Consider the following 20,647-nt stretch of genomic DNA (forward strand, 5'->3'; position numbering starts at 1 on the left):
AAACGGGTCAGGGAGGTTCATCTTCCTGGCCCGTTTTATTTACATGCGCTGCCTGTGCAGGAGGGGATAGTAAAAACGCAGAATGTCCTGATAATTCTTCCCTTCCTCCGCCATTCTCCTGGCACCCCACTGACTCATGCCCGCGCCGTGGCCAAAGCCCCTGCCCTGAAAATGAAATCCTTCCCTTTTATGGCTTAGAGAAAAATCCGTACTTCTGATCACCATGGGGCCTATGAGAGTGCGGAAACGGGTGGCGGGAATGCGAATTTCTCCTTTGCTGGTTCTGGCGACGAGGGTCTCCACCCTGCCCGAAGGGGTTTTCCCTTCCACGCGCAGATCCAGGATTCGGCCTTTTCCCCTCAGCTCCGGCAAAGCCTGTTGCATCTCCTTTTCTGTCAGCACGCAGGTCCAGAACGCGTTGGGTGTATTGCGTGTCCATGGATCGGAAAAGGCCGTAAGATAGGGGAATTCTCCTCCCCAGACCGTTTCCGCAGCCTCAATGTTTCCACCGCTGTCCGCGTGGAAGGCTGTAAAGGCCGCCTGCCCTGCCCAGGTCAGCACTTCGCCCTGGGTGGCGGTGATGGCCGCATCGCTTCTGGGATCCTCCCTTTCTGTGATAAACATCTGGGAGCGGGTATCTGCTTTTACATCATAGGCGGCATAGGCCCTGTTGCGCATATGGTGCAAGGCGTAGGTTCTGGCGGCCACAGCCTGGGCCTTGAGGGCTTCCATGGGCCAGGAAGGTGGCATTTCCGCAGGCACAACCCCTCTTAAGTAGTTTTCAAGATCCAGGACATTGACAAGGAGCAGACGGCCGCCAGCCCCATGAACCTGAAGACTGCCCCGGTGCCGTCTGCCATTGAGAACAAAACCTTCACTTCCGCTGTCCAGGATGAGGGGTTGCCCCACGATGCGGCCATCAAGGCGAATGTGGCCTCCTTCGTCCAGAAGGAGGGTTAAGCGGTCCCCGGAAAACACAAGGCCGCCTGTGGCCATATCCCTCAGATGAAGCCCCTTGCCGGAAAGCTGGGCGTGATTTTCGGAAAAGGAAAGGGCCACCCGGATACGGTCCGGCGAGCCAAGGAGGGGTTCGGATATCTGACCGCGGAGATCCCTCAGAAAATCTCCGGCGCTCTGGCGTCTGGGATGATCGGGAAAAGCGGCCACAAAGGCCGCAAATTCACGGGAGGCCCGTTCCCTTTCCCCCCTTTGCAGGGCCAGAAATCCCTTTTCAAAACGAACATCTCCTTGAATACGGCTTCCGGGATAAGCGGTCAGCACACGGTCCAGCGCAGTTTCAGCGCCGCCTGTGTCTCCCATGTGAAGGGCCAGGATCCGGGCTTCCATCCACAGGGCCAGAGCCCGGTCTTCGGGATCTGCGGAGAGATGGGACCAGGATCGCAGCACATGCAATGCCAGTTCAGGGCGGTCTTCATGGAGGGCCCAGGCCACTTCCTCCGGCCAGGCCCCTGCAGCGACAGGGCGCAAAAAAAGCATCAGCCCCAGGAAAAAGAGGGGCAGCCTGCGGGCAAGCCCGGACGCTGCTGTTTTTCCGTAAAGTCTTTGATGGAAAAATTCAGATTGTTTCATGGCCTCAAAACAAAAACCGGGACTCTCCCGGAGATTTTTCAGAACATACATGAAAAAGGTTTCTGCTTTGTTCTTTTTCAGACAGAAGCCTTGTCTTCCTATAAGGGATCCGCACAAGACACATTGCCTTGGAATTCCGTTTCATGTAGGAAGTACAGAATACGGAATTCTAGGGATAATGGTTTTTCCCTGCTTTGACAAGAAACTCTCCATGGAAAAAAGGAAGACCCCATGCCGGTGTCCATGACAGGTAGGGCAGGCCGCCGTACCCTGGCTTTTCTGGACTACAACACCCGTATATTCGCCCTGACATGGCGTCTTTTTCTCCTGACTTTTTCCAGGCAGAAGGAGGGGCGCATCATGGTGCGGCGGGGTGTTGTGGAGCAGCTTTACTTTACCGCAGTGCAGGCTCTGCCCATCATCATTCCCATCGCGCTCATCATCGGTATTCCCCTGATGCTGCAACTGTCCCTCCTCGCAGGCCAGTATGACGCCGGGCGTCTTGCTGTGATCCTTGTGGTGCGGGAAGTGGGGCCCATCCTCACAGCTCTCATTGTTACCTTACGCTCCGCAACAGCCGTGACCATTGAACTGGGCTACATGAGTGTGCTTCGGGAAATCGAGGCTCTCGAAATGGCGGGCATTGATCCCCTGCGGCTCATCTGTCTGCCCAGGCTTGTGGGCATCACCATGGCCATTGTCTGTCTTTTTGTGGTGTTTGACCTTGTGGCCATTGTGGGCAGTGCCGGGTTGATTCTGGCCTTCAGCGACATTCAGGTTTCCCGTTTTCTTTTCAGCTTTACCCAGGCCATCACAGGCCTGGATATCGGGGTCAGTCTCATCAAGGCTTTCTGCTTTGGCATCATTATTTCTGTGATCTGCATGTTTCGCGGGCTTTCCTGTCAGGGGAATTTCACCTGGATTGCCATTAATACCTCCAAGGCCTGCATGGAAAGCTTTATCTTCTGCCTGTTGGCCAATATTTTTATCTCGGTGGTTTTTTATGCCTGAAGAAGCCAAGCGGGGCCTTTCCATCCGGCTGGAAAACATTGTGCTTCCCCTGGACAAAAAGAGCATGGGGCCTTTTTCCCTTTCCCTGGATCCTGGGGACGTGTGCGAAATTCAGTCCACAGCTTCGGACAGGGTGCGCCTTTTTCTCCGTTTTCTTGCCACTTTCCAGAAGCCCCTCAGCGGTCGGTACCTGCTGGATGGTGAGGCCTTGGATTTTTCGGCCTACCAGGCCCTGCTCCCTGTCAAGCGGCGCATTGCCTATATCAGTACGGAAACCACCCTCATCACCAACCGCAGCCTCCAGGAAAATATTCTCATGGGTCAAGCCTGGCATCAGAATACCATGCATCCGAAGATGGATGAACGATGCCTGGCCCTTTGTCGTTTCTTCTGCATTGACGATAAGCTGCACCTCCGGCCTGCGGCCATCAGCACCATGGGTCGAAGGGCGGCCATCGTGGTGCGGGGTCTTGCCAAGCAGCCGGATCTCATTCTTGTGGAAAGACCGGAAGAGTTTGTGGGAAAAAATCGCAAGGAAGTATTCCTGCGCACCCTGAAAGAATGCAGCCGGGAAGGTGTCACCCTGGTCTTCTGGACGGATGACGAGAATCTGGGCAGAGGATGGCGCACCCGGAAATGGGTGCTGGAAGAGGATTTCCTGCAGGTGTATCCCCTGGATGAAAAGGAGTAAATCCCCATGGATCTGGAATTCAGCCGCAGAGAGCGGGTTGTGGGAACCTTCATGGTGGTGATCATTGCCCTGCTGCTGTCCACCCTGTTCATTCTTGGTAAGGGCAAGGGATGGTTTGAGCGTTACATTCCCTATTACACCGTATTTGAGGAAAGTTACAATCTCCAGCGGGGTGCTGCGGTGAAGCTTTACAATACGGATGTGGGCCGGGTGAGGCGGGTGACGGTTACGGGTAACCATGTCCGGGTGGATCTGGATATTCTGGAAACTTACAGCTCCCGCATCCGGGAAGACACCATTGCCACGGTGGAAAGCCCCACCCTCATCGGATCGGAATTTGTGGCCATCCGCACAGGAGGACGCAGTGACGCAGAGCTGATACCCTATGGCGGAGAAATTTTCTCCCAGGAAAAGAAATCCATAGCCGATATCCTGGCGGAATTTCAGGTGGAGAAAACCGCGAAAATGGTCATCGGCGCGGTACAGGATCTTGCGGAAATGACCGCTGCGCTCAAGGATCCCCAAGGCCCGGTTTTCACCGCCATGGATACGGTGAACCAGATTCTTTCCGATCTTCAGGAAGGCAGAGGGACCTTAGGCTCCATCCTGAAATCTCGGGAACTTATGGAAGAGGTCCATGCCCGCATGGCGGAAGTAAGCCGCATTCTCGGGCATGTGGAGGAGGCTGCGGGTAAAACGCCGAGAACCGTGGATCTGGTCAATGAGAACCTTGAACAGATTCAGACCATGGGCTCGCATGTGGGAGAGGCTTTGGATGCGGTCCTTGAAACCCTGCATGGTGAGCTGGCCAAAATATCACGTCTGGTGGACGACATCGAAGCCGCAGGAAAGGATGTGCCCGCCATTGCCCGCAGCACCCGGTCGGGCATTCAGGAGGTGAGGGAAACCTTGCGGGAACTGGATAAGGTAGTGGATTCTGTCCAGAAAAATATTCTGATCCGGGGTAATATTCCCAAAGAGGCTCCAGCCGAAGCCCTGGATGCGGACGGAAGATAAGGTGAGAAAAAAAGACGCTGAAAAGACTGACAACCGCAACGCATAGAAGGAAAATGCAATGAAAGCCTTAAGAAAACAGTTGGGCAATCCCCTCGTGGCCATTGGTCTTCTTTTTATCATCCGCCTGATCAGCGCCACCTACCGCTATCAGGTCAAGGGCCTGGATGGGGTTCTGAGTCGCCTTGGGAAGGGCGAAAGAATTCTTCTGTGCCACTGGCATCAGCAGTTTTTCCCGGCCATTGCCCGGTACGGGGGATGGTTTGGCCGTTTTCGTCCGGGGCTTATGATCAGTCGCAGTGAAGATGGGCAGATTATCGCCAATGTGGCCAATCGCGTGGGCTGGTATACGGCAAGGGGTTCTTCCACCCGGGGCGGCGGCGAGGCCATGGCAGAAATGATTGAGCATGTGCGTCAAAACGGTCTCGGTGCCCATATTCTGGACGGTCCCACAGGACCCATCGGCGTGGTGAAGCCGGGTGCCATCCGCATTGCCCAACAGAGCGGGGCCCTGTTGGTTCCCATGATTCTCAGGGCGGAAAAACGTTGGCAGGCGAAAAGCTGGGATCGTTTTGTCATTCCCAAGCCCTTTTCCAGCGTTATTATCTCCTTTGAAGCCCCCCTTCTGCCTCCGCCCATGGATGCGGATGCAAAAACCTTTGAGGAAACCCGCAAGGCCCTTGAAGCGCGGATGCGACCCTGGTTGTACTGAAAATCGGAGGAAACGGGCGCCAGAATTTTTTTCTGGCGTCCGTGGTTTTATCTGTTTTTCTGGCTATCCGTCCAACCTGATCAGCTCGGACATTGTGACCCAGAGAACCTGAAACGAGCTCGTAAAGGGGTGAAAAAGAGAATGCCGATGAGAAGCCCATCCAGCAGCGATGTAAGGGAAGCCAGAAAGACTCCCGGACCTGAGATGACGAGGGGCTGAAAATCCACCGTGAGGAGGCAGCCTGCAATCCACTGGGCAAGAAAGAGCTTGGGTGCCCAGGGCCGAAAACGCCAGAGCCCCACGATGGACAGGATAAAACATGAGAGAAGCAAAAATGCGATCATGCCTTTGGTAATAATCTGCAGAGTGGTGAGGGCCTCTTCCTGCGATTGCAGATAGGCCTGCAAAGCAGGGGGAAGAAAGCGTTCGAACCAGAAAATTTCCAGGATGCCCCCCAGGATATAGGAAAGCAGGGTCGCCAGAAGCAATGTGCGAAAATGCGAATTCTTCAATGGATTATCTCCTTTTTTCCTGTAAGGACGGTATCTTATGGCGAAGTTCCGGAGTTCTTGTTTTCCAGAATGTTGCGAAGGAGGGCAATCTCTTCCGGGTTCTTGTGTCGTACCCATTTCAGATAATCCACAGGGGTTTCTCCTCTGCGGTCTTTTACATCCGCACGTCCGCCATTCTGCATGTAAACGGCAAGAAGATCCGGACGATTATACATGACTGCGTAGTGGACAGGGGTCTGCAGCGTTTGGGGCATTGCCGCATTGGGATCTGCTCCCATGGACAGTATACGGAGCGCCTGATCCGGCTGGAAGTTTTTGTTGATGCTCACCATATGAAGGGCAGAAGTGACATCTCCCGCCCTGCCTTTCACATCCACCCCCTGATTCAGAAAAGCATCAATGAGTTCGGTACTCATTCCGGACTTTAAGCCCAGCTCAAAGGCGGAAAAACTTCCGTACCGGGTGTTGATGTCCATCTGATGGATCACCTGAGGAAGATACTGATGCTGATACAAAAAATTCCCCATAAGATCCGGAAAATAGTCTTCGGCGGGCTCCATGGTGAAGCCTTTTTTTCCCATGAGATAGGATACGGTAAAAGATCCGTATTTATTTGTCGCCTGCAAGGCATAGTTGAGGAGGGTCATTTTCCGGCCGCTCTCATCAAAGCTGACACCATACAGATCGGCTCCTGCGGCAAGAAGCGCTTCAATGGTTCGTGGATCCCCGGATAAGGCTGCATGGGCCAGGGGTGTCAGACCGCTGGCATCCGGCTCATTGATCTTTTCTTTCACCACTTCCATCATGAATGGGGAAAGCCTGAGATCCGGCACACGGGACAGCATACAGGCCAGGGAATACCCGGTTTCCATCTCCACCCGCTGAATGCCCCGCTGTTCCGTCTTTGCCAGAAACGCCTCCCAGAGAGCGGGAGTCAGGGGCTCTCTGATTCCGGCAGCGTCCAGGGATGCACGCATCCAGTCAGGAAGATCCTGGGGGACAGTTCCATGGAGAGGGGTCTTTTCCATTGCCGATGGAGAGCCGCCGGGAAGCTGTTCCGTAAAGGATGCTCTGATCTGATGGGAGGCTTTTGGATTTTCAGGATGTTCCGATCTCCTGGATCCCATGTACCAGCCCGATGAAAAACCGGCGAAAACGGCCAGAACAAGAAGAAGAGAGCCTGTTTTGCGGGTGTGCATATGGTTTTTCCCCATGTCCTTAGAAGAGCCATGTAAAGATGAAAACAGTTAAAAAATGCCGCTTTCAGTTTTGCGTGATTCCGCAATGGCGTATGATCCAACCCGTCATCTGTCTTCAAAGCGTCAAAGCCCCTGGCTTTCCCGTTTCAGGTGGGCAAGGAGTCGCCGCGCTTCCCGGTGGCGATTTTTATCGTTTGGAGGAATACGGGAAAGGAGGGATTCGGCCTTTTTCAGATCCCCTGCCTTGTAGGCGCAGTAGCCTAAGGTGAGGAGGAGATGGGGCTTTTCCCGGTTTCCGGCTTCAAGGGAGCGCACCCCCGCCTCCAGGGCTTCCTTATAGCGGTTTTCCGCCATGTGGATGGACATGGCCAGCTCAGAAAGGGCGGGATCAGGCCCTGAGCTTTCCGCCTCTGCAATGCGGGCGAGGGCCTTTTCATGGAGGCGGGCCGCATGGAGCATCTGCACCTCCCGGACAAAAAGATCACTTTTTACGTCTCCTTTCTTCCGGGCCTGCCCATAGGCCTCGGCCGCACGGGCAGGCAGGTTAAGATTGGCGTAAAGATCCCCTAAGAGGCGATAGGCTTCCGGCCCGGCTTCGCCCGCCACATCCATGCGGATTTCCATGGCAGCCGCAGCTTTTTTATAGTCTTTTATCCGAAGATAAAGGTGGGTGGCCAGCTCCCAGAGGAGGGTATCCTCAGGAGCCCTTTCAAGTCCCTTCTCCAGAACCCCGAGTCCTTTTTTTTCGTTGCCCGTTTCCATGGCTGCCTGCACATAGGCCCGAACCCATTCCCGCTCCGGTTTTTCCACGGTTGTCATGAGAAGACTGAGCTTTTTCCAGGCGGCTTCGGGTTTTTTATCCATCAGATGAAAAAGACCGCTGTGGTAAAGGAGGGAGGGTTTTTTCTGCGGACAGCTCTCCCAGGCTTTTTCCATGGCAAGGGCCGCTTCTCCGAGGGCTTGGGTCTCGTAGGCGGCAATGGCAAGATTCTGCCAGATGCGGGTATCCTCAGGCGAAAGCGCTGTTGCCTCCCTGTAAAGGGGCAGGGCCTTTTCCGGTGCACGCTGTTGCAGATGGGCGTTGGCCATGAAAAAAAGAAGGAGCGGATGCCGCGTATCCGGATGCCGGTCACAGAAACGTGACATCCGCTCCAAGGCCTCGGGCACACGGCCTTCGGCCATCTCCTGTCCGGCCTCCGCCAGCACCTGCTGCACGGCCCGGGGAAGGTCGGCCCCGCCCGATGCAAAGGCATTGGCCGGACAGAAGGAAAAAATCAGAAAAATCAAAGCAACAAAAGGGGTCTGACCCCTTTTGTTTGACCCCTTTTGTTGTATCATGACGCACCTCCTAACTGAAAACGAATGGGGGTCACCACCCAGGAGGCCACCCTGCGGCCATCCTTGACGGCCGCCTCAAAGCGCCATCCCGAAATGGCCTGGACAACGGCGTCTTCAAATACTCCTGCGGGCTCTGCCTCCAGAATCTGTATGCTGCCGGGCCGTCCCTCCGTATCCACAAGAAAACGCACCCGAACCCAGCCTTCTATGCCCATGCGCCGCGCCCGGAAGGGATACACGGGCGGCATCTGTACCAGGGTGCGGGGCGTCTGATCCACCTCTCCGGCTTCATAGGTCATGGGGCCCGGCGGCGGAGGCGGAGCCAGGGTGGGGCCTGCCACGGCGGAAAGGGAAAGATCCGGCCGGAAGGCGGGCAGATCCAGAGGCTTCACTTCCGGGGGCTTCTGCATCATGCGCTCCATGGGAATTTCCGGCTCCGGCGGTTTCTCCTCCTCCACCTTGGGCGGTTCCGGCTCTTTTTTCTCTGGCTCCGGAGGCCTCAGCTCCCGGAGCTGCACGGAAACAAGACGCTCCAGATCGTTTTTTCCGGGTGCGGTTCCGATCATCCAGGGCACCATGGCAAAAAGCCCTGCGGTCATGGCGACCCCCAGCAGCAGAGATGCCAGATGCCGAGCCACTAAAGGGGTCAGACCCCTTTTATACCCACAAAAGGGGTCTGACCCCTTTAGTGGCTTTATTGTTTCAGGGACTTTTGGTGGCAATGCTCACATCCTTTGCACGGGCGAGACGGCAGTAGTCGAGAATTTCCACCACAATGCCCGTGTCTGTTTTCCTGTCCGCGACAATCACCACCGAGGCTTCGGGCATCTCCGCCAGCGCCCTTTCCACCCTGGCCCGTACGCTCCGGATATCAATGGGTTCCTTGTCCATGAAAATCTGGCCTGCGGCATCCACGCCCACAAGAATGCTGCCCTTGTCCTTGAGGTCGCCGGTGCTGGCCGTGGGCCGGTCCACGGAAATGCCTGTCTCCTTCACAAAGCTGGTGGTAACGATGAAAAAAATCAGAAGGAGGAAGATGAGGTCGATGAGGGGCGCGATGTTGAGTTCGCTGCCCTGATTTCTCGTCTTCATGCTCTGTCTTACGTTGATCATCAAAGCTGCCTTTCCAGGGTGGCGTAAAGCTGATCCAGTCTGTGGGTGGCCCTTTTGGCCTGACGGCTGAGATAAACGGCCATGAGAATGCCGGGTATGGCTACCATGAGCCCGCACTGGGTGGTGACAAGGGCTTCGGAAATCCCTGCGGCCATGCCCCGCGCATCCCCGGTTCCGGACAGGGCCATGACATCAAAGGTGGCAATCATGCCCGTTACCGTGCCGAGAAGCCCGAAAAGGGGCGCAACGCCCGCCAGGGCCTGGATGAGGGGGATGCCCCGGTTCAGGTCTTTCCGGATGCGGAGCCCGCACTCTTTCAGGATACTGCGATCCAGCACGCAGTGACCGCAGCGACGCTCCCGGAAATCCCGCACAAGCCTCAGGGAAAGGCCCTCTCCCTGGGGCAGGGGCTCTGTGGTCCCAAGGGCCATGCGCACAGCGGTTTCCGGAAGCAGGTCTTTTTTAAGAAGGCTGCGGAAAAAAAAGATACGCTCGAAAATCCTCACCCACATGACGAGGCAGAGCAGGGCCAGGGGCCAGAGAATGCCGCCGCCTGCGGCCAGATGACTTAAAATCTCCTGCATGCCCCCCGTCATCCGGCAAGCCTTCCCTTGCAGCAGGCAGGAAAGCTGCTGTGCTCCCGGGTGAGGATGTTGCAGAGCGCCACGGCCTTTTCCTCCATATCCCCCACAATGTGTTCCACCCGGCGGGTAAGGAAGGTGTGAATGAGGGTAATGGGAATGGCCACAGCCAGACCGAACATGGTGGTGGCCAGGGCTTCGGAAATCCCGCCGGACATCATCCGGGGGTCCCCCGTGCCAAAGAGGGTGATGGTATGGAAGGTGGCAATCATGCCCGTCACCGTTCCCAGAAGGCCGATGAGGGGAGCCACACCCGCCATGACGTTGAGCATGGGAAGAAAACGTTCCAGCCGGGGAAGCTCCCGCAGGATGGCCTCCTGAAGAATGCTTTCCAGGGTCTGACGGTCTTCCTTTCTTCCGGAAAGACCGGCCATGAGGATGTTGAAGACGGGCTTGCCCACACCGGGCCGGACCGTATTTTCGCAGGCTTCCCACTGTTTTTCCGCAGCCAGGGCGTTCACCCGGCCCATGACCTTGTCCGCGTTGGTGTGCACCCGGTTAAGAAACCAGATGCGCTCACAGGTGATGAGAAGGGCCACAAGACCGATGAGGAGAATGGGCCAGACCAGAAAACCACCGCTTTCAATCTGGCTTTTCAGGGTGGTGCGGTGAAGCACCTGCTGAAGGGCCGCACCTCCGGAAATGTCCATGGAAAGGGAGGGACTTAAGCCCTGCATGTAGCTTTCAAGGTTTTTCTGTACGGAGCGGGAAGGTTCCCGGCCCAGCATCTGGAATTTTCCGTTTTCCGGAAGGTAGCGCAAAAAGCCCACTTCCCCCTTTTCCGTGCGGAAGGCTGCGGTAAAGGGGCCGAGAGTAAGGATTTCTGCTGTAACAAGACTTCCGCCCGGCCCGAAAACCTCGCCCTTTTCCAGACGAACAGCCCCGGTATCCGCCATCTCCCCTAGAAATCCTTTGGCAAGGAGATCGAGATCATCAATACCCGCAAAACGTCCGGGATTGAGGATCTCCCGTACAGGGGCCAGTTTTTCCGGATTTTTTGCCGTAAGGGGAGATTCCGTGAGCATGCCGTCCAGCTCCCGCGCTGCGGTGCGCAGGGTTCCGGACACGGCCTTCATGGCCAAAAGGCTGAGATCCCGCTCCCTGCCAAGGCTGATTTTTTCTTTTTCAAGACCGCTGATTTCCGTATCCAGAGCCCTGGTTTCTGCCTGAAGCTGATTCCGGCTCCTTTCCAGCTCCGCAATGCGGCCAAGGAGTTTTCCCCGGTCAGAAAGAACAGCCTCCCGCGCAGCCTGGGCTGCGGCTTCCGCAGCCAGCCTGCTTTCTCTGGCCCTGCGGGAAGCTTCCCGCATGTCCGTTGCAGAAGCAAGACAGGGCGTCAGCAGCAAAACGGCAAGGAGGACCATCCCTCCCAGAAGAGTTCCTTTTTTCATGGCGCTATCCTTCCCAGGGGCAAGACCACCAGTTCCGGCGCCCGTCTGCGGGTCGCCACATCCAGCGTCCGGGCCATGGGCCCTTCCCAGCTTTGTTCGAGACGGATCCAGCGGCCTTCGGCCGGATCATACTGGCCCGTCCGGCCATCCTCGGTTCTGTAGAAAAGGGCAAGACGGCCCACCCGCAGCACCTGGGCTGTCACCTCGCCCTGATCTGTCTGAAGAATTTCCCGCCTCACTTCCGTGGTGAATCCGTAATCCGCCTCAATGCGCAGGGCTTCCAGCACCCGCCTCAGGCGCTCCGCAGGCGGGGCATCGGGGTCCACAAGGAGTCCTTTAAGCATGGAAAGCCGCTGACTGCGCTCTTCTTTCAGAAAAGGCAGATCAAAAGCCACAGCTCCTTCAAGGCGCTGCACCAGGCTCTCCAGCCTGCCATCAAGGTCCTTTTCCAGACGCTGGGCTTCCGCCAGTTCCCGTCTGATTTCAGTTACCTCGCCAGACAGATGGTTCCGGGCGCGGAGCTGGCGGTTCTTCTGCCTTTCCAGATCCTGATGCTCCCGTTCCAGAGCTTCCAGCCGTGAAAGGAGGCGCCCCCTTTCCTCAGCCCAGGATTCCCGGGTTTTCTGGGCCTGGCCTTCGGCAGCCATGGCTTTTTCGTGTTCTGTCAGGGTTTCCCGGATAAGACCGGGGGGGGTATCCGCCCTGGCTGGATCATGGGAGGAAAACGACAGCAGGCCAAGAATCAGGAAGATCGGAATTTTGTATTTTCTACGCATTTTATATGTCTTTTCTAAAAATATTTTGGTGCCAATGGGTTTTTGCCCGACTTATAGACATGCTTTTTTTTAAGGTCAAGGAAAAAATAGCAAGGGCTATATTTTTTAGTCATGACAAAAGACTGCGAAAAGAAGTCTTTTCCGGCACCCTTATTGCATTTTCCATGATTGCCCCCTATCCGGGTTTTTTTGTGTCTTTGATCCCTGTCAGGAACTGTTGCCATGGTATCCGCCCTTTCCCCCAGCACAAGGTTTTCCCAGATCCAGAGCGGAGAAGGATCTTCTCCCAATGGAAAGCAGGAAAGCTATGCCCTGGCAGCGGTGGATGCGCTTTTGAAGAATACGGGCCAATGGCAGCGCTGGCAGCAGATCCGCCAACAAAATGACGAACGCGCCAGAACCCTTGCGGCGCAGATCCTGGAACGCAACAGCCTGATGCAGAAGGCCAGGGAAGGAAGGCCCGTAAGCTGGGAGCATTTTGACGCACTCACCGCAAGGCTTTCAAAGGATGGGATTCATCTGTGGGATCAGAGTGCACTTCTGGCTTCGGGATGGCGGCCAGGGCAGCCGCAGGCCTTTGATCGCGGGGTGGATGCTCTACCTCCACCGCTGAAATCCAATGCGTCTCCTTTCAACGCTCTTTCCCACGAACAACAAGGAGGACTCGGATCCTCTGGGGAAGGCAGGGGGGCTGCTTTTCCATCGGAAAAGGCTGAAGCCAGGGGGGCCTTTCTTCCGGGGTTGTCTTCAGATACCCAAAAGCCCAATACAAGGCCCCTGTCTCCGGGCCTAAGTCCCCTGATTTCCAGCCTTTCTTCCCCTGTTTCTGAAAAACCCGAAGCCCTTGTCCTGCATGTGAACTGGGATCGTTACATTCTGGCTTCAGGCCTGGGAGCCTATGGAAGCCGGGATCAGGTTTTTCTCCCTCTGGGAGGCATGGCTTCCCTTCTGGAGATTCCCATTCGTGTGGATGCATCCCAGGGGTATGCCGAAGGAAGGGTTCAGGGCAAGGCCTTCTACCTGGATGTGAACCAGAGAAATCTCCGTATGGATGGACAACCCATCGCCTTCTCCGAAACCGCCCTTGTGACGGATGGGGAAGATATCCATGTGGATGCCCGGATCCTTAAGGATTGGTTGCCCGTGGATTTTGATTTTGATTATGCAGAGATGGCTGTGACCCTGAGTCCAAGGGAAAAACTCCCCTTTCAGGAGCGCATGGAGCGGCGGCAGCACTGGGGACGTTTTCTTTCACAACGCAGTGGCATGGGGCCTTCGGTGATGGAAGAAAAAACGCCTCCGGCTTCGACCTCCCTGCCCGCCATGGACCTTTCCCTGTCCGCATCCCATAACAGTCAGGAGAATATTCCTTCACAGGCGGGTTATACCCTTTCCGGCGCAGGAAACCTTGCCGATGGCTCTCTGCATTTTTTTGCAAGAGGGAATGAGGGCCATACCCTGCGCCGCCTGGAGACTCGGTTTGAAAAAACCGATACCAGGGGCTCAGGCCCCTTGGCTGCAACGCGCTTTGCCCTTGGGGATGTGGCTTCTCCTTCCCTGCCCATTCTCGGCCGATCCGGCAATGAGCAGGGGGTACTTCTTGAAAACCGATCCCTCTTTCAGGAGCGAGATTTTGACAGCACCCGGTTTGAAGGCAACCTGGCTCCCGGATGGGAGGTGGAACTGTACAGAGGTCACACGCTCATGGATGCGCGTACCGTGGGAGAAGATGGGCGCTATCTTTTTGATGAGGTGGACCTTTACTACGGGAGTAACGATTTCAGGCTGGTGTTTTACGGACCCGAAGGCCAGAAACGGGAAGAAACTCGTCGCATGGATGTGGGCAGCGCCATGTTGCCCAAAGGAGAGTTCGGTTATGCGGCCAGTCTGACCCGGCAGGATACCATTACCTATGCCGAGGATGAGGATGGGATTCCGGATAAGGGGAAGGTCAGGGCCGTAGGGGTTATGGAATATGGGTTGGGAGAGAGGGTCACGCTTTCCGGTGGTTTTGCAACGGATACCCGGATGGATGATCGCCGCACCCGGATCCACGGGGGCCTGGAAACCGCCCTTCCCGGAGCCTCCCTGCGCCTGGATGGGATTCAGGGTCTGGAAGGGGGAAGCGCTCTGCGTTTGTCCGGTCAGACCGGCCTTGGCGATACCCGTATCCGGGCCAGCCAGGAGTTTCAGGACAGGCTGGAGGGGCACCGTGTGGCCAATCCCGTTCGCAGCGTAACGGAACTTTCCCTTTTTGGTGCTTTGGGTACGGAAAAGGGTTTTCGTGTACCTTATACGTTGTCAGGACGCTACACGGACCGGGATCATGGCTACGAGTCGAGGTTGCACCTTCTGAACAGCCTGCGTACCGGGCCTGTATACTGGACCCATGGCCTCACCCATATCCAGAACAGCGGGAATTCCAATCCGGACACCTTGCAGGGAAGCCTCAATGCGTCCACCCGTTTTCAGGATCTGTACCTGCGGGGCCATGGAAATTATCGCCTGGACGGCCAGGAACAGGGGCTGACCCAGGCAGGCCTCACCGCCTCAAAAAATATTGGTAATAACCTGGAAATTCAGGGTAATCTGCAGAAGGCTTTTACGGATGAAAGCCGCACCAGTCTGGATGCCCAGCTCAACTGGCGGCGGGAGAGCATGAGCATCAGTCCCAAAATTTCAGTGGATGATGGTGGCGACTGGAGTGCTTCTTTAAGTATGAACATGGCCCTTGGCCCAGATCCCCACAAAGGGGGGATGCGGCCCCTTCCCCTCAATGCCAGCCACCAGGGCCATGCCGCTGTCCGGGTGTCTGAAGCTTCGGATACCAAGGGGGGGCAGGAAGGTAAGGGCCTTGCGGGGGTTCGGGTTCGGGCTCCACAGGCTGGTGTCTCCGCTGTAACGGATCAGGATGGCATTGCTCTTCTGCTCCTTTCCCCGCACAAAAAAACAGATATTCTGATTGATGAGGAAAGTCTTGAAGATCCAGCCCTCTTTCCCCTGAATTCCGGTGAGGCCATCACGCCCAAACCCGGCGAGGTCAGACCCTTTGCTTTTCCTGTTATCCGTACGGGAGAAATTGATGGGGTCCTTTACGGCGAAAATGCCGCAGGCGAGTCCCTTCCCCTGCGCCAGGCAGAGGTGTTTTTGAAAAATGATAAGGGCGAAATTGTGGACCGGGTTCTTTCGGAATATGATGGCTTTTACCTTTTTGAACGGGTTCCCCCCGGGGAGTACAGGGTCGAGGCTGTGCTTCGGGGAGAAGATGGCAGAGAGATCCGCAGGGATCAGCCTGTACGTGTAGACGCTTCCGGCAGCATTGAAAGTGGTCGGGATTTTGTGCTGACGCGCACGCAAGAGCCTGAGGAATGGGTACTTTTTAATGAAGGAAAGTGGACAGAGCCTGCGCAAGGGGAGAATCGCAGATCCGTCAGACCTGTTTTTGAAGAAAACGAAGTTCTACTGTACCAGCGGGGCAAGTGGTTTTCCGACGTCTCCCAGAAAGACCCAGAAGCGCAAAGGGACTTGCTTACCGAAACAGAGATACTTTTTGAAGCCACTAAAGCCCCTCCTTCTTCCCTGCTCCGAGGGCCTGAATCATGGATCTCAGAGGATCTTCCTGGCCGAGGAATGATGGAAAATGAAGATGTTGTCGTGGAAGAAAGGGTTCTTTTTGAGGCGAAGACCGCCTCACCAGTTTCCGGGTCCGGGAGAAAGGGCGGGTTGGGTGTGCATGCGGGTTCTTATCAGAGCCGTGAAAGGGCCCTCCTGGGCATTGCATGGGCCAGAAGGCAGATGCCTGAGCTGGCGTCTCTTGAAGAGGCCCGTATCCAGCCTGTGGATTTGGGGGAAAAGGGGCGCTGGTACCGTGTCATTCTCGGAGATTTTGAAAACAGGGAGGATGCGGAGAGAATAGCCGCTCAGATGGCGAAAAAAACAGGATACGGTCGGGTTTTTCCCGCTGCTGTGGAGGGGGAAATTTCCGTGCATCTTGCAAGCTTTGCAAAGGGCAGGGACGCAGAAGCAGGCATTCGTCACCTGGAGCAGCGTTTCCGCTCCCTGCTGGGAGAAGAGCTTGCCATGGCAATCTCAAAGGACAGCACGGGCTACCGGGTGCTGGTGCAGAATTTTAAGGAAAAGGAAGGGGCTGAACGTTTCCGTGATGCGGTGGCTGCAGAGGGAGGGTATGCCAGGGTCCTGGAATAGGGCTTGGGAAGAAGGGAGGGCGGATATGAAGAAAAGAGGACAATGAAAGGTTGACTTCAGACCTTTCATTGCCCTCTTTTTTTTAAGGTTCAAGCGTGAGGGGAATTTCCCGGATGAGAGGAGTTCCTTCCTTTTCCCTGTCATATAAGAGCAGGCGGAGGGGGTTGCCGACAGGAGGAAACTCCCCTTTCAGGGGGATCATCACTTCCCTTTCGCCCAAGGGCTGATATACGGCAAATCCTTTCATTTCTCCCACCAGGGAAGTGCCATGGAAAAGGGCGGCATCCATGTATGCGGAACGGTTGCCTTTGGCAAAGATGCGGGTTTTGAAGGCTTTTTTGCCATCAGAAAATGTCTGGGCTTCCAGTCCCTGGGCTTCCAGGCGGACAGCGGTTTCCCCATGACGAATGATGAGAGGGATGGATGTGGCCACAAGAAAACGGAGATCAATCCGGGTTTCTCCCGAGGATTCTGTGGGCTCCGTTTTGTCCGGGGCTTCCGGAGCGGGCATGGGGGAAACCTTGATGTGGGCCCGGTATTCTCCATCCGCCAGTTTTGCGGGTTTTTTCACCATGATGCGTACAGCCTGCATGGCCCCTGGCTCCAGAAGCACCTGCCGGGGAGAAAACCGGATCATCTGAAGGATGGCTTCGGTACGCTCTTTATTTTCTGAGATTTTCAGGTTGCCATATACATCCTGATCCAGAACCTCCGCATCAATGCGGTAGGTTACCGGCCGGTCGTTGGGGTTGATGATACGCAGCGTGGCAGAACGATCCCTTCCTTCAATAACCATGCGCAAGGGAGAAAGAACAACGCCTTTTTCCGCAGCAGCAAGGGCGATGGGAAAAGCAAGGAAAAAAAACAGGCAGGAGATGCAAAGGGCAGATCGCAGCATAAAACCTCTCAAGGGTTTAAAACCGTAATGGAGATGGTCATGGTCCCGCTATAGGTTCCGGAGGCGCCGGGGAGTACATGGAGAACCCCCCCAATATGAAGAAAATGATCCGTCATGTCCAGAGCCACAAGCATCTGGGTGGAATGGGTGTTCATGGAAGTTATGGGGAGCGTGCCCCCGGATCCATTATTCAGGTCCAGCTTTGCAGGAAAAAGGAGCTGTACCTGCTGCCCCAGGGTGTCGGGTCTGTAGCGGATGCGACCACTTCTTCCTCCCGACACCTGACTCCATCCGCTGCCGGTATTCCGGGGTACTGCGGGGCCCATGCTGGCGTCCATGGCAATGGCGTCGGCATAGGGGCTGGCGATGATATGGCCAAAGGAGATATCCTGAACCAGGGCAAAATCCGCAGCAGAGGCTGAAGCCCAGAAAAAACAGCCCAGCAATCCTGCGGCAAAAGTTCGGAGAAAAACCTGGGCGAGCATGGTTTTACTCATAGATGAAGGTGATGGGGACCAAGGTGTTTCTGTAGGTTCCCACCACCTGGCCTGCCCCTACCTGTAAGGCGCCTCCCACAAAAATTTTGTTCGGTCCCGCCGTGGTGATGGCCATGGGAGAGGCCGTGGAGTTGGCGGCAATGTTGTTGATGGTCATGGTTTGAGCTCCCCCCCCAGTTATGGTAATCAGAATGGATCCTGGGTAGGTGATATTGATGTTTGCATCCAGGGTTGTGGTTACATTGATACGCCCGTTATGGCCCCCGCTGACCGATGCGGTTCCTGCGGTGACTGCGGGAAGAACGCCCCCGCCTCCGGAGGCGTCAATGGTAACCGTTGCCGCACTTCCCGCTGCCACAATGGTCCCAAAGTTTAAGGACTGGTCCTGGCTGCCGCTGAGAACCGCCGACTCAATGGTGGCTTCGGCTGTCATGTTCACAGAAGCGGCCTTGGTGTGCTCTGCCCCAAACAATGCACAAGCCATCAGTGCTGTCAGACAAACTGCAAATTTTTTTTTCATGGAACCTCCTTTTTCAGGATACAATGAAACAAGTTGCGCCGCAGCATCTGCGTCTGATGGGTGCGCTGGCAGCATGCAGAGAAAACTTGTCTTGCTGTTACGGTGAAAACCTTACATGCCCTTCCTTCTACGGTATCGGATTCCTGCCATGGGACTTTAGCTTTTGCAGGTCCCAAAAAAGCAAAATCCGTTCCAGATGTAAAAGATATCTTCTGATTGGGATGTTTTTCTTTTTTTGATCCAGGTTTTTTATGGGTATCTTATGGATTTAAAAATGTAAAAAACAGCTTCTTCCAAAGCTTGTTTTCATCCGTTGAAGGGGGGACTTTTTGGACGCAGGGGAAAAAGCTTCCCCTTTTCCAGAAAAAACGACCCTCTGGTCCCAGGGAAAGCCCTGTGCTTGTTTTAATGGTTCATGAAAGAAGTCCTGGAGGAGTGACCCATGGAAAAAACCCTGCCTTCCGATGCCAATCTCATCCTCATCGGTATGCCCGGAGCAGGCAAGAGCACCCTGGGCGTGCTGGTTGCTAAAATCCTTGGCATGGATTTCATGGATACGGACCTTGTGATTCAGTCCAGGGAAGGCTTGCGATTGCATGAAATCATTCGGCAAAAAGGGCTGGATGCCTTCCGGGAGCTGGAAGCCCGGTATGTGGAAGGACTTTTGGTTTCCCGCACCGTCATCGCCACGGGGGGGAGCGTGGTATACAGCCAGAGAGCTATGGAGTCTCTGGCCAGAACGGGATTTATCCTTTATCTCTCCCTTTCCCTGGAAAATCTTTTGCAGCGCCTGGGAAATCTCGATGAGCGGGGGGTTGTGCGCAGACCGGGTCAGGATCTTGCCGCCCTATTTGCAGAGCGTATCCCTCTTTATGAAGCCTGGGCCCATGGGACGCTGGTCTGTGATGGCCTTTCTCCGGAAGCCTGTCTTGAGCAACTAAATTCTCTTTTACCATCCTCCCTGCGAGTGTCAGAAAAATGTCGCTAATGTGGAAAAAGCGTCTCTTCCTTTTCTCCTGCATCCCAAGGCGGTAGGGCTGGTTGTACCCTGCCTGAAAATGCAGATCCCCGCTTCCTTTAAAGGAGGCGGGGATCTGTATCAGGACAGGAAATGGGTTTTGTTTTCAGGGCAGGACGGTAAGTTCCACACGGCGGTTTCGTGCGCGGCCTGCATCCGTATCATTATCCGCAATGGGCTTGTCCGGTCCATAGCCCTTCACGCTGAGACGTTCTGCCCCGATGCCTTCGGCCACAAGGTGATCCCGTACGGCCTTGGCCCTGGCTTCGGAAAGACGAAGGTTGTAGGCGTGGGCACCGCGGCTGTCCGTATGGCCTGCGATTTCAACGCGGATACCGGGGTTCAGGGCCAGCACCTCGGCGACTTCTTCCAGAATATCGTACTGGTGGGACTGGATGGTGGTACTGGAGGTTGTGAAAATAAGACCTTGTATTTCCCAGCATCCCCGCTCATTCACACGGGCGCCTGCGGGGGTATTGGAGCATTCATCAAGATAATCGGGAACACCGTCACCATCGCTGTCAACGGGGCATCCCTGTTCATCCACAACCACGCCTGCGGGGGTATCCGGGCAGGCATCCTGGTAATCGGGAACCCCGTCACCGTCGCTGTCCAGAGGGCAGCCTTTGGCGTCCACAGCCACGCCTGCGGGTGTGCCGGGGCAGTGGTCGAGATAGTCGGGAACCCCATCGCCGTCACTGTCCAGGGGGCAGCCTCTGGCGTCCACAACCACGCCTGCCGGAGTATCCGGGCAGCGATCCTGGGTATCGGGAACGCCGTCCCCGTCGGAATCCAGGACAAGGGGCGGGGTCAGCTTCACAGGCTCAACCGCCTGGGTCCGACCAAAGGTCCATGCCAGACCTGCGTGGGCGGCAAGGTTCCAGTCCATGCCGTCGGGCGGCAGGATGAAGCGGCCATCCATACGAAAGGCCAGATCCTTTACAATGTCCACAAAAAAGCCTGCGCCAGCGTTTACGGCAAAATCCTTGTCACTGCTTTTTCCTTCGGGATCCCGGGTGAGCATTCCAAGGCCTGCGGCTCCATAGGGGCGGAATCCCGTGTCTGGTCTGAAAATGCGCAGGGCATTGGCGGAAATGTGCAGGCCCTTGGTATCAACCTTGGTCTTTTTTTCTTCTGTTGTGACCCCATGAACCATGAGTTCCCCCATCCAGCGGGGAGCAAAACGATACCCAAGGCCCGCGCCTAAGCTTAAGCCCGTATCAAGGTCCTGATCATCGTGGAATTCGTGTACGCCCACCATGGGAGTCACTACGACCTCCTTTTCAAAGGCCCCTGCCTGGGAAAATCCCAGAAGCCCAACCGCAAGGCCAAGCAGGACAATGGGTTTCAGAAGATGATTTTGATGCATAACGCCTCCTTAGGAAAAAAGGGTCCGTGAAAGGGAAGATTTCAGAGCCACGAGGCTATACCTTACTCTCAGTTTGCTTCCTTGGCAAGCGTGATGGCGGGAAATCAGAACATTCCATGCAGGGTCAGGGATGGGGGGTCTTCAGACCAAA

19 protein-coding genes are annotated in these 20,647 nt (G+C 55.7%); 6 read left to right on the forward strand and 13 right to left on the reverse strand.

Annotated elements, in window-relative coordinates:
* Positions 1-39: 39 nt before the first annotated feature.
* Positions 40-1,641: a SpoIID/LytB domain-containing protein gene (locus tag RBR60_RS08310; RefSeq protein WP_320355634.1), complete on the reverse strand. Its 1,602-nt coding sequence runs from the start codon at positions 1,639-1,641 to the stop codon at positions 40-42.
* Positions 1,642-1,821: 180 nt separating this feature from the next.
* Here RBR60_RS08310 and RBR60_RS08315 point away from each other — a divergent pair, with 180 nt between their 5' ends.
* From RBR60_RS08315 to RBR60_RS08330, 4 genes are read left to right on the forward strand one after another with little or no spacing between them, the layout of a single operon-like run.
* Positions 1,822-2,601 carry an ABC transporter permease gene (locus RBR60_RS08315; protein WP_320355636.1) on the forward strand — a complete coding sequence of 260 codons (780 nt, stop codon included), beginning with the start codon at positions 1,822-1,824 and terminating at the stop codon, positions 2,599-2,601.
* Positions 2,594-3,292, forward strand: coding sequence for a hypothetical protein (locus tag RBR60_RS08320; RefSeq protein WP_320355638.1), 699 nt, complete (start codon positions 2,594-2,596; stop codon positions 3,290-3,292). The genes RBR60_RS08315 and RBR60_RS08320 overlap by 8 nt, the downstream gene beginning before the upstream one ends.
* Positions 3,293-3,298: 6 nt before the next feature.
* The gene (locus tag RBR60_RS08325) at positions 3,299-4,309 is read left to right on the forward strand and encodes an MlaD family protein (protein WP_320355640.1); all 1,011 of its coding nucleotides are present in this window, start codon (positions 3,299-3,301) and stop codon (positions 4,307-4,309) included.
* A gap of 58 nt (positions 4,310-4,367) precedes the next feature.
* Positions 4,368-5,018 carry a lysophospholipid acyltransferase family protein gene (locus tag RBR60_RS08330; RefSeq protein WP_320355642.1) on the forward strand — a complete coding sequence of 217 codons (651 nt, stop codon included), beginning with the start codon at positions 4,368-4,370 and terminating at the stop codon, positions 5,016-5,018.
* Between the two features lie 80 nt (positions 5,019-5,098).
* Here the strand turns inward: RBR60_RS08330 and RBR60_RS08335 are convergent, their stop codons facing one another.
* The 8 genes from RBR60_RS08335 to RBR60_RS08370 all read right to left on the reverse strand — a co-directional run bounded on the left by RBR60_RS08335 (position 5,099) and on the right by RBR60_RS08370 (position 11,988).
* Positions 5,099-5,530, reverse strand: coding sequence for a hypothetical protein (locus tag RBR60_RS08335; protein ID WP_320355644.1), 432 nt, complete (start codon positions 5,528-5,530; stop codon positions 5,099-5,101).
* Between the two features lie 35 nt (positions 5,531-5,565).
* The gene (locus RBR60_RS08340; protein WP_320355646.1) at positions 5,566-6,729 is read right to left on the reverse strand and encodes a hypothetical protein; all 1,164 of its coding nucleotides are present in this window, start codon (positions 6,727-6,729) and stop codon (positions 5,566-5,568) included.
* Positions 6,730-6,852: 123 nt separating this feature from the next.
* Positions 6,853-8,067: a tetratricopeptide repeat protein gene (locus tag RBR60_RS08345; RefSeq protein WP_320355648.1), complete on the reverse strand. Its 1,215-nt coding sequence runs from the start codon at positions 8,065-8,067 to the stop codon at positions 6,853-6,855.
* The gene (locus tag RBR60_RS08350; protein ID WP_320355649.1) at positions 8,064-8,705 is read right to left on the reverse strand and encodes an energy transducer TonB; all 642 of its coding nucleotides are present in this window, start codon (positions 8,703-8,705) and stop codon (positions 8,064-8,066) included. Before RBR60_RS08350 ends, RBR60_RS08345 begins: the two co-directional genes overlap by 4 nt.
* A 64-nt stretch (positions 8,706-8,769) precedes the next feature.
* Positions 8,770-9,180, reverse strand: coding sequence for a biopolymer transporter ExbD (locus tag RBR60_RS08355; RefSeq protein WP_320355650.1), 411 nt, complete (start codon positions 9,178-9,180; stop codon positions 8,770-8,772).
* Entirely contained in the window at positions 9,180-9,776 is a 597-nt protein-coding gene (locus RBR60_RS08360; RefSeq protein ID WP_320355652.1) for a MotA/TolQ/ExbB proton channel family protein, read from the reverse strand. Before RBR60_RS08360 ends, RBR60_RS08355 begins: the two co-directional genes overlap by 1 nt.
* Positions 9,773-11,212 (reverse strand): MotA/TolQ/ExbB proton channel family protein, encoded by a 1,440-nt coding sequence (locus RBR60_RS08365; RefSeq protein WP_320355654.1) that lies wholly within the window; start codon positions 11,210-11,212, stop codon positions 9,773-9,775. Before RBR60_RS08365 ends, RBR60_RS08360 begins: the two co-directional genes overlap by 4 nt.
* Complete coding sequence (locus RBR60_RS08370) at positions 11,209-11,988, reverse strand: DUF3450 domain-containing protein (RefSeq protein WP_320355655.1); 780 nt, start codon at positions 11,986-11,988, stop codon at positions 11,209-11,211. Before RBR60_RS08370 ends, RBR60_RS08365 begins: the two co-directional genes overlap by 4 nt.
* A 222-nt stretch (positions 11,989-12,210) precedes the next feature.
* Between RBR60_RS08370 and RBR60_RS08375 the strand changes: the two genes are divergently transcribed.
* Positions 12,211-16,194 carry an SPOR domain-containing protein gene (locus RBR60_RS08375; protein WP_320355656.1) on the forward strand — a complete coding sequence of 1,328 codons (3,984 nt, stop codon included), beginning with the start codon at positions 12,211-12,213 and terminating at the stop codon, positions 16,192-16,194.
* Positions 16,195-16,276: 82 nt separating this feature from the next.
* On the opposite strand, the gene RBR60_RS08380 is transcribed toward RBR60_RS08375, so the two are convergent.
* The 3 genes from RBR60_RS08380 to RBR60_RS08390 are packed head-to-tail and all read right to left on the reverse strand — an operon-like array spanning position 16,277 to position 18,109.
* Positions 16,277-17,092 (reverse strand): molecular chaperone, encoded by an 816-nt coding sequence (locus RBR60_RS08380; protein ID WP_320355657.1) that lies wholly within the window; start codon positions 17,090-17,092, stop codon positions 16,277-16,279.
* An 8-nt stretch (positions 17,093-17,100) separates the two neighbouring features.
* Entirely contained in the window at positions 17,101-17,577 is a 477-nt protein-coding gene (locus RBR60_RS08385) for a DUF4402 domain-containing protein (RefSeq protein ID WP_320355659.1), read from the reverse strand.
* A 4-nt stretch (positions 17,578-17,581) separates the two neighbouring features.
* A complete protein-coding gene (locus RBR60_RS08390; RefSeq protein WP_320355661.1) occupies positions 17,582-18,109 on the reverse strand; it encodes a DUF4402 domain-containing protein in 528 nt (175 codons plus the stop codon).
* A 442-nt stretch (positions 18,110-18,551) separates the two neighbouring features.
* Between RBR60_RS08390 and RBR60_RS08395 the strand changes: the two genes are divergently transcribed.
* Positions 18,552-19,097, forward strand: a complete 546-nt coding sequence (locus tag RBR60_RS08395) for a shikimate kinase (RefSeq protein WP_320355663.1) — start codon at positions 18,552-18,554, stop codon at positions 19,095-19,097.
* 136 nt (positions 19,098-19,233) lie between these two features.
* On the opposite strand, the gene RBR60_RS08400 is transcribed toward RBR60_RS08395, so the two are convergent.
* Complete coding sequence (locus tag RBR60_RS08400; protein ID WP_320355665.1) at positions 19,234-20,496, reverse strand: OmpA family protein; 1,263 nt, start codon at positions 20,494-20,496, stop codon at positions 19,234-19,236.
* Positions 20,497-20,647 lie beyond the last annotated feature (151 nt).

Source organism: Desulfobotulus sp. (genome assembly GCF_034006065.1).
Lineage (GTDB): Bacteria > Desulfobacterota > Desulfobacteria > Desulfobacterales > ASO4-4 > Desulfobotulus.

Bases quoted from the DNA above. Each gene is read 5' to 3' on its own strand.
- RBR60_RS08310 (WP_320355634.1), bottom strand. From the start codon at position 1,641: ATGTATGTTCTGAAAAATCTCCGGGAGAGTCCCGGTTTTTGTTTTGAG.
- RBR60_RS08315 (WP_320355636.1), top strand. From the start codon at position 1,822: ATGCCGGTGTCCATGACAGGTAGGGCAGGCCGCCGTACCCTGGCTTTT.
- RBR60_RS08320 (WP_320355638.1), top strand. From the start codon at position 2,594: ATGCCTGAAGAAGCCAAGCGGGGCCTTTCCATCCGGCTGGAAAACATT.
- RBR60_RS08325 (WP_320355640.1), top strand. From the start codon at position 3,299: ATGGATCTGGAATTCAGCCGCAGAGAGCGGGTTGTGGGAACCTTCATG.
- RBR60_RS08330 (WP_320355642.1), top strand. From the start codon at position 4,368: ATGAAAGCCTTAAGAAAACAGTTGGGCAATCCCCTCGTGGCCATTGGT.
- RBR60_RS08340 (WP_320355646.1), bottom strand. From the start codon at position 6,729: ATGCACACCCGCAAAACAGGCTCTCTTCTTCTTGTTCTGGCCGTTTTC.
- RBR60_RS08345 (WP_320355648.1), bottom strand. From the start codon at position 8,067: ATGATACAACAAAAGGGGTCAAACAAAAGGGGTCAGACCCCTTTTGTT.
- RBR60_RS08355 (WP_320355650.1), bottom strand. From the start codon at position 9,180: ATGATCAACGTAAGACAGAGCATGAAGACGAGAAATCAGGGCAGCGAA.
- RBR60_RS08360 (WP_320355652.1), bottom strand. From the start codon at position 9,776: ATGACGGGGGGCATGCAGGAGATTTTAAGTCATCTGGCCGCAGGCGGC.
- RBR60_RS08365 (WP_320355654.1), bottom strand. From the start codon at position 11,212: ATGAAAAAAGGAACTCTTCTGGGAGGGATGGTCCTCCTTGCCGTTTTG.
- RBR60_RS08370 (WP_320355655.1), bottom strand. From the start codon at position 11,988: ATGCGTAGAAAATACAAAATTCCGATCTTCCTGATTCTTGGCCTGCTG.
- RBR60_RS08375 (WP_320355656.1), top strand. From the start codon at position 12,211: ATGGTATCCGCCCTTTCCCCCAGCACAAGGTTTTCCCAGATCCAGAGC.
- RBR60_RS08380 (WP_320355657.1), bottom strand. From the start codon at position 17,092: ATGCTGCGATCTGCCCTTTGCATCTCCTGCCTGTTTTTTTTCCTTGCT.
- RBR60_RS08385 (WP_320355659.1), bottom strand. From the start codon at position 17,577: ATGCTCGCCCAGGTTTTTCTCCGAACTTTTGCCGCAGGATTGCTGGGC.
- RBR60_RS08390 (WP_320355661.1), bottom strand. From the start codon at position 18,109: ATGAAAAAAAAATTTGCAGTTTGTCTGACAGCACTGATGGCTTGTGCA.
- RBR60_RS08395 (WP_320355663.1), top strand. From the start codon at position 18,552: ATGGAAAAAACCCTGCCTTCCGATGCCAATCTCATCCTCATCGGTATG.
- RBR60_RS08400 (WP_320355665.1), bottom strand. From the start codon at position 20,496: ATGCATCAAAATCATCTTCTGAAACCCATTGTCCTGCTTGGCCTTGCG.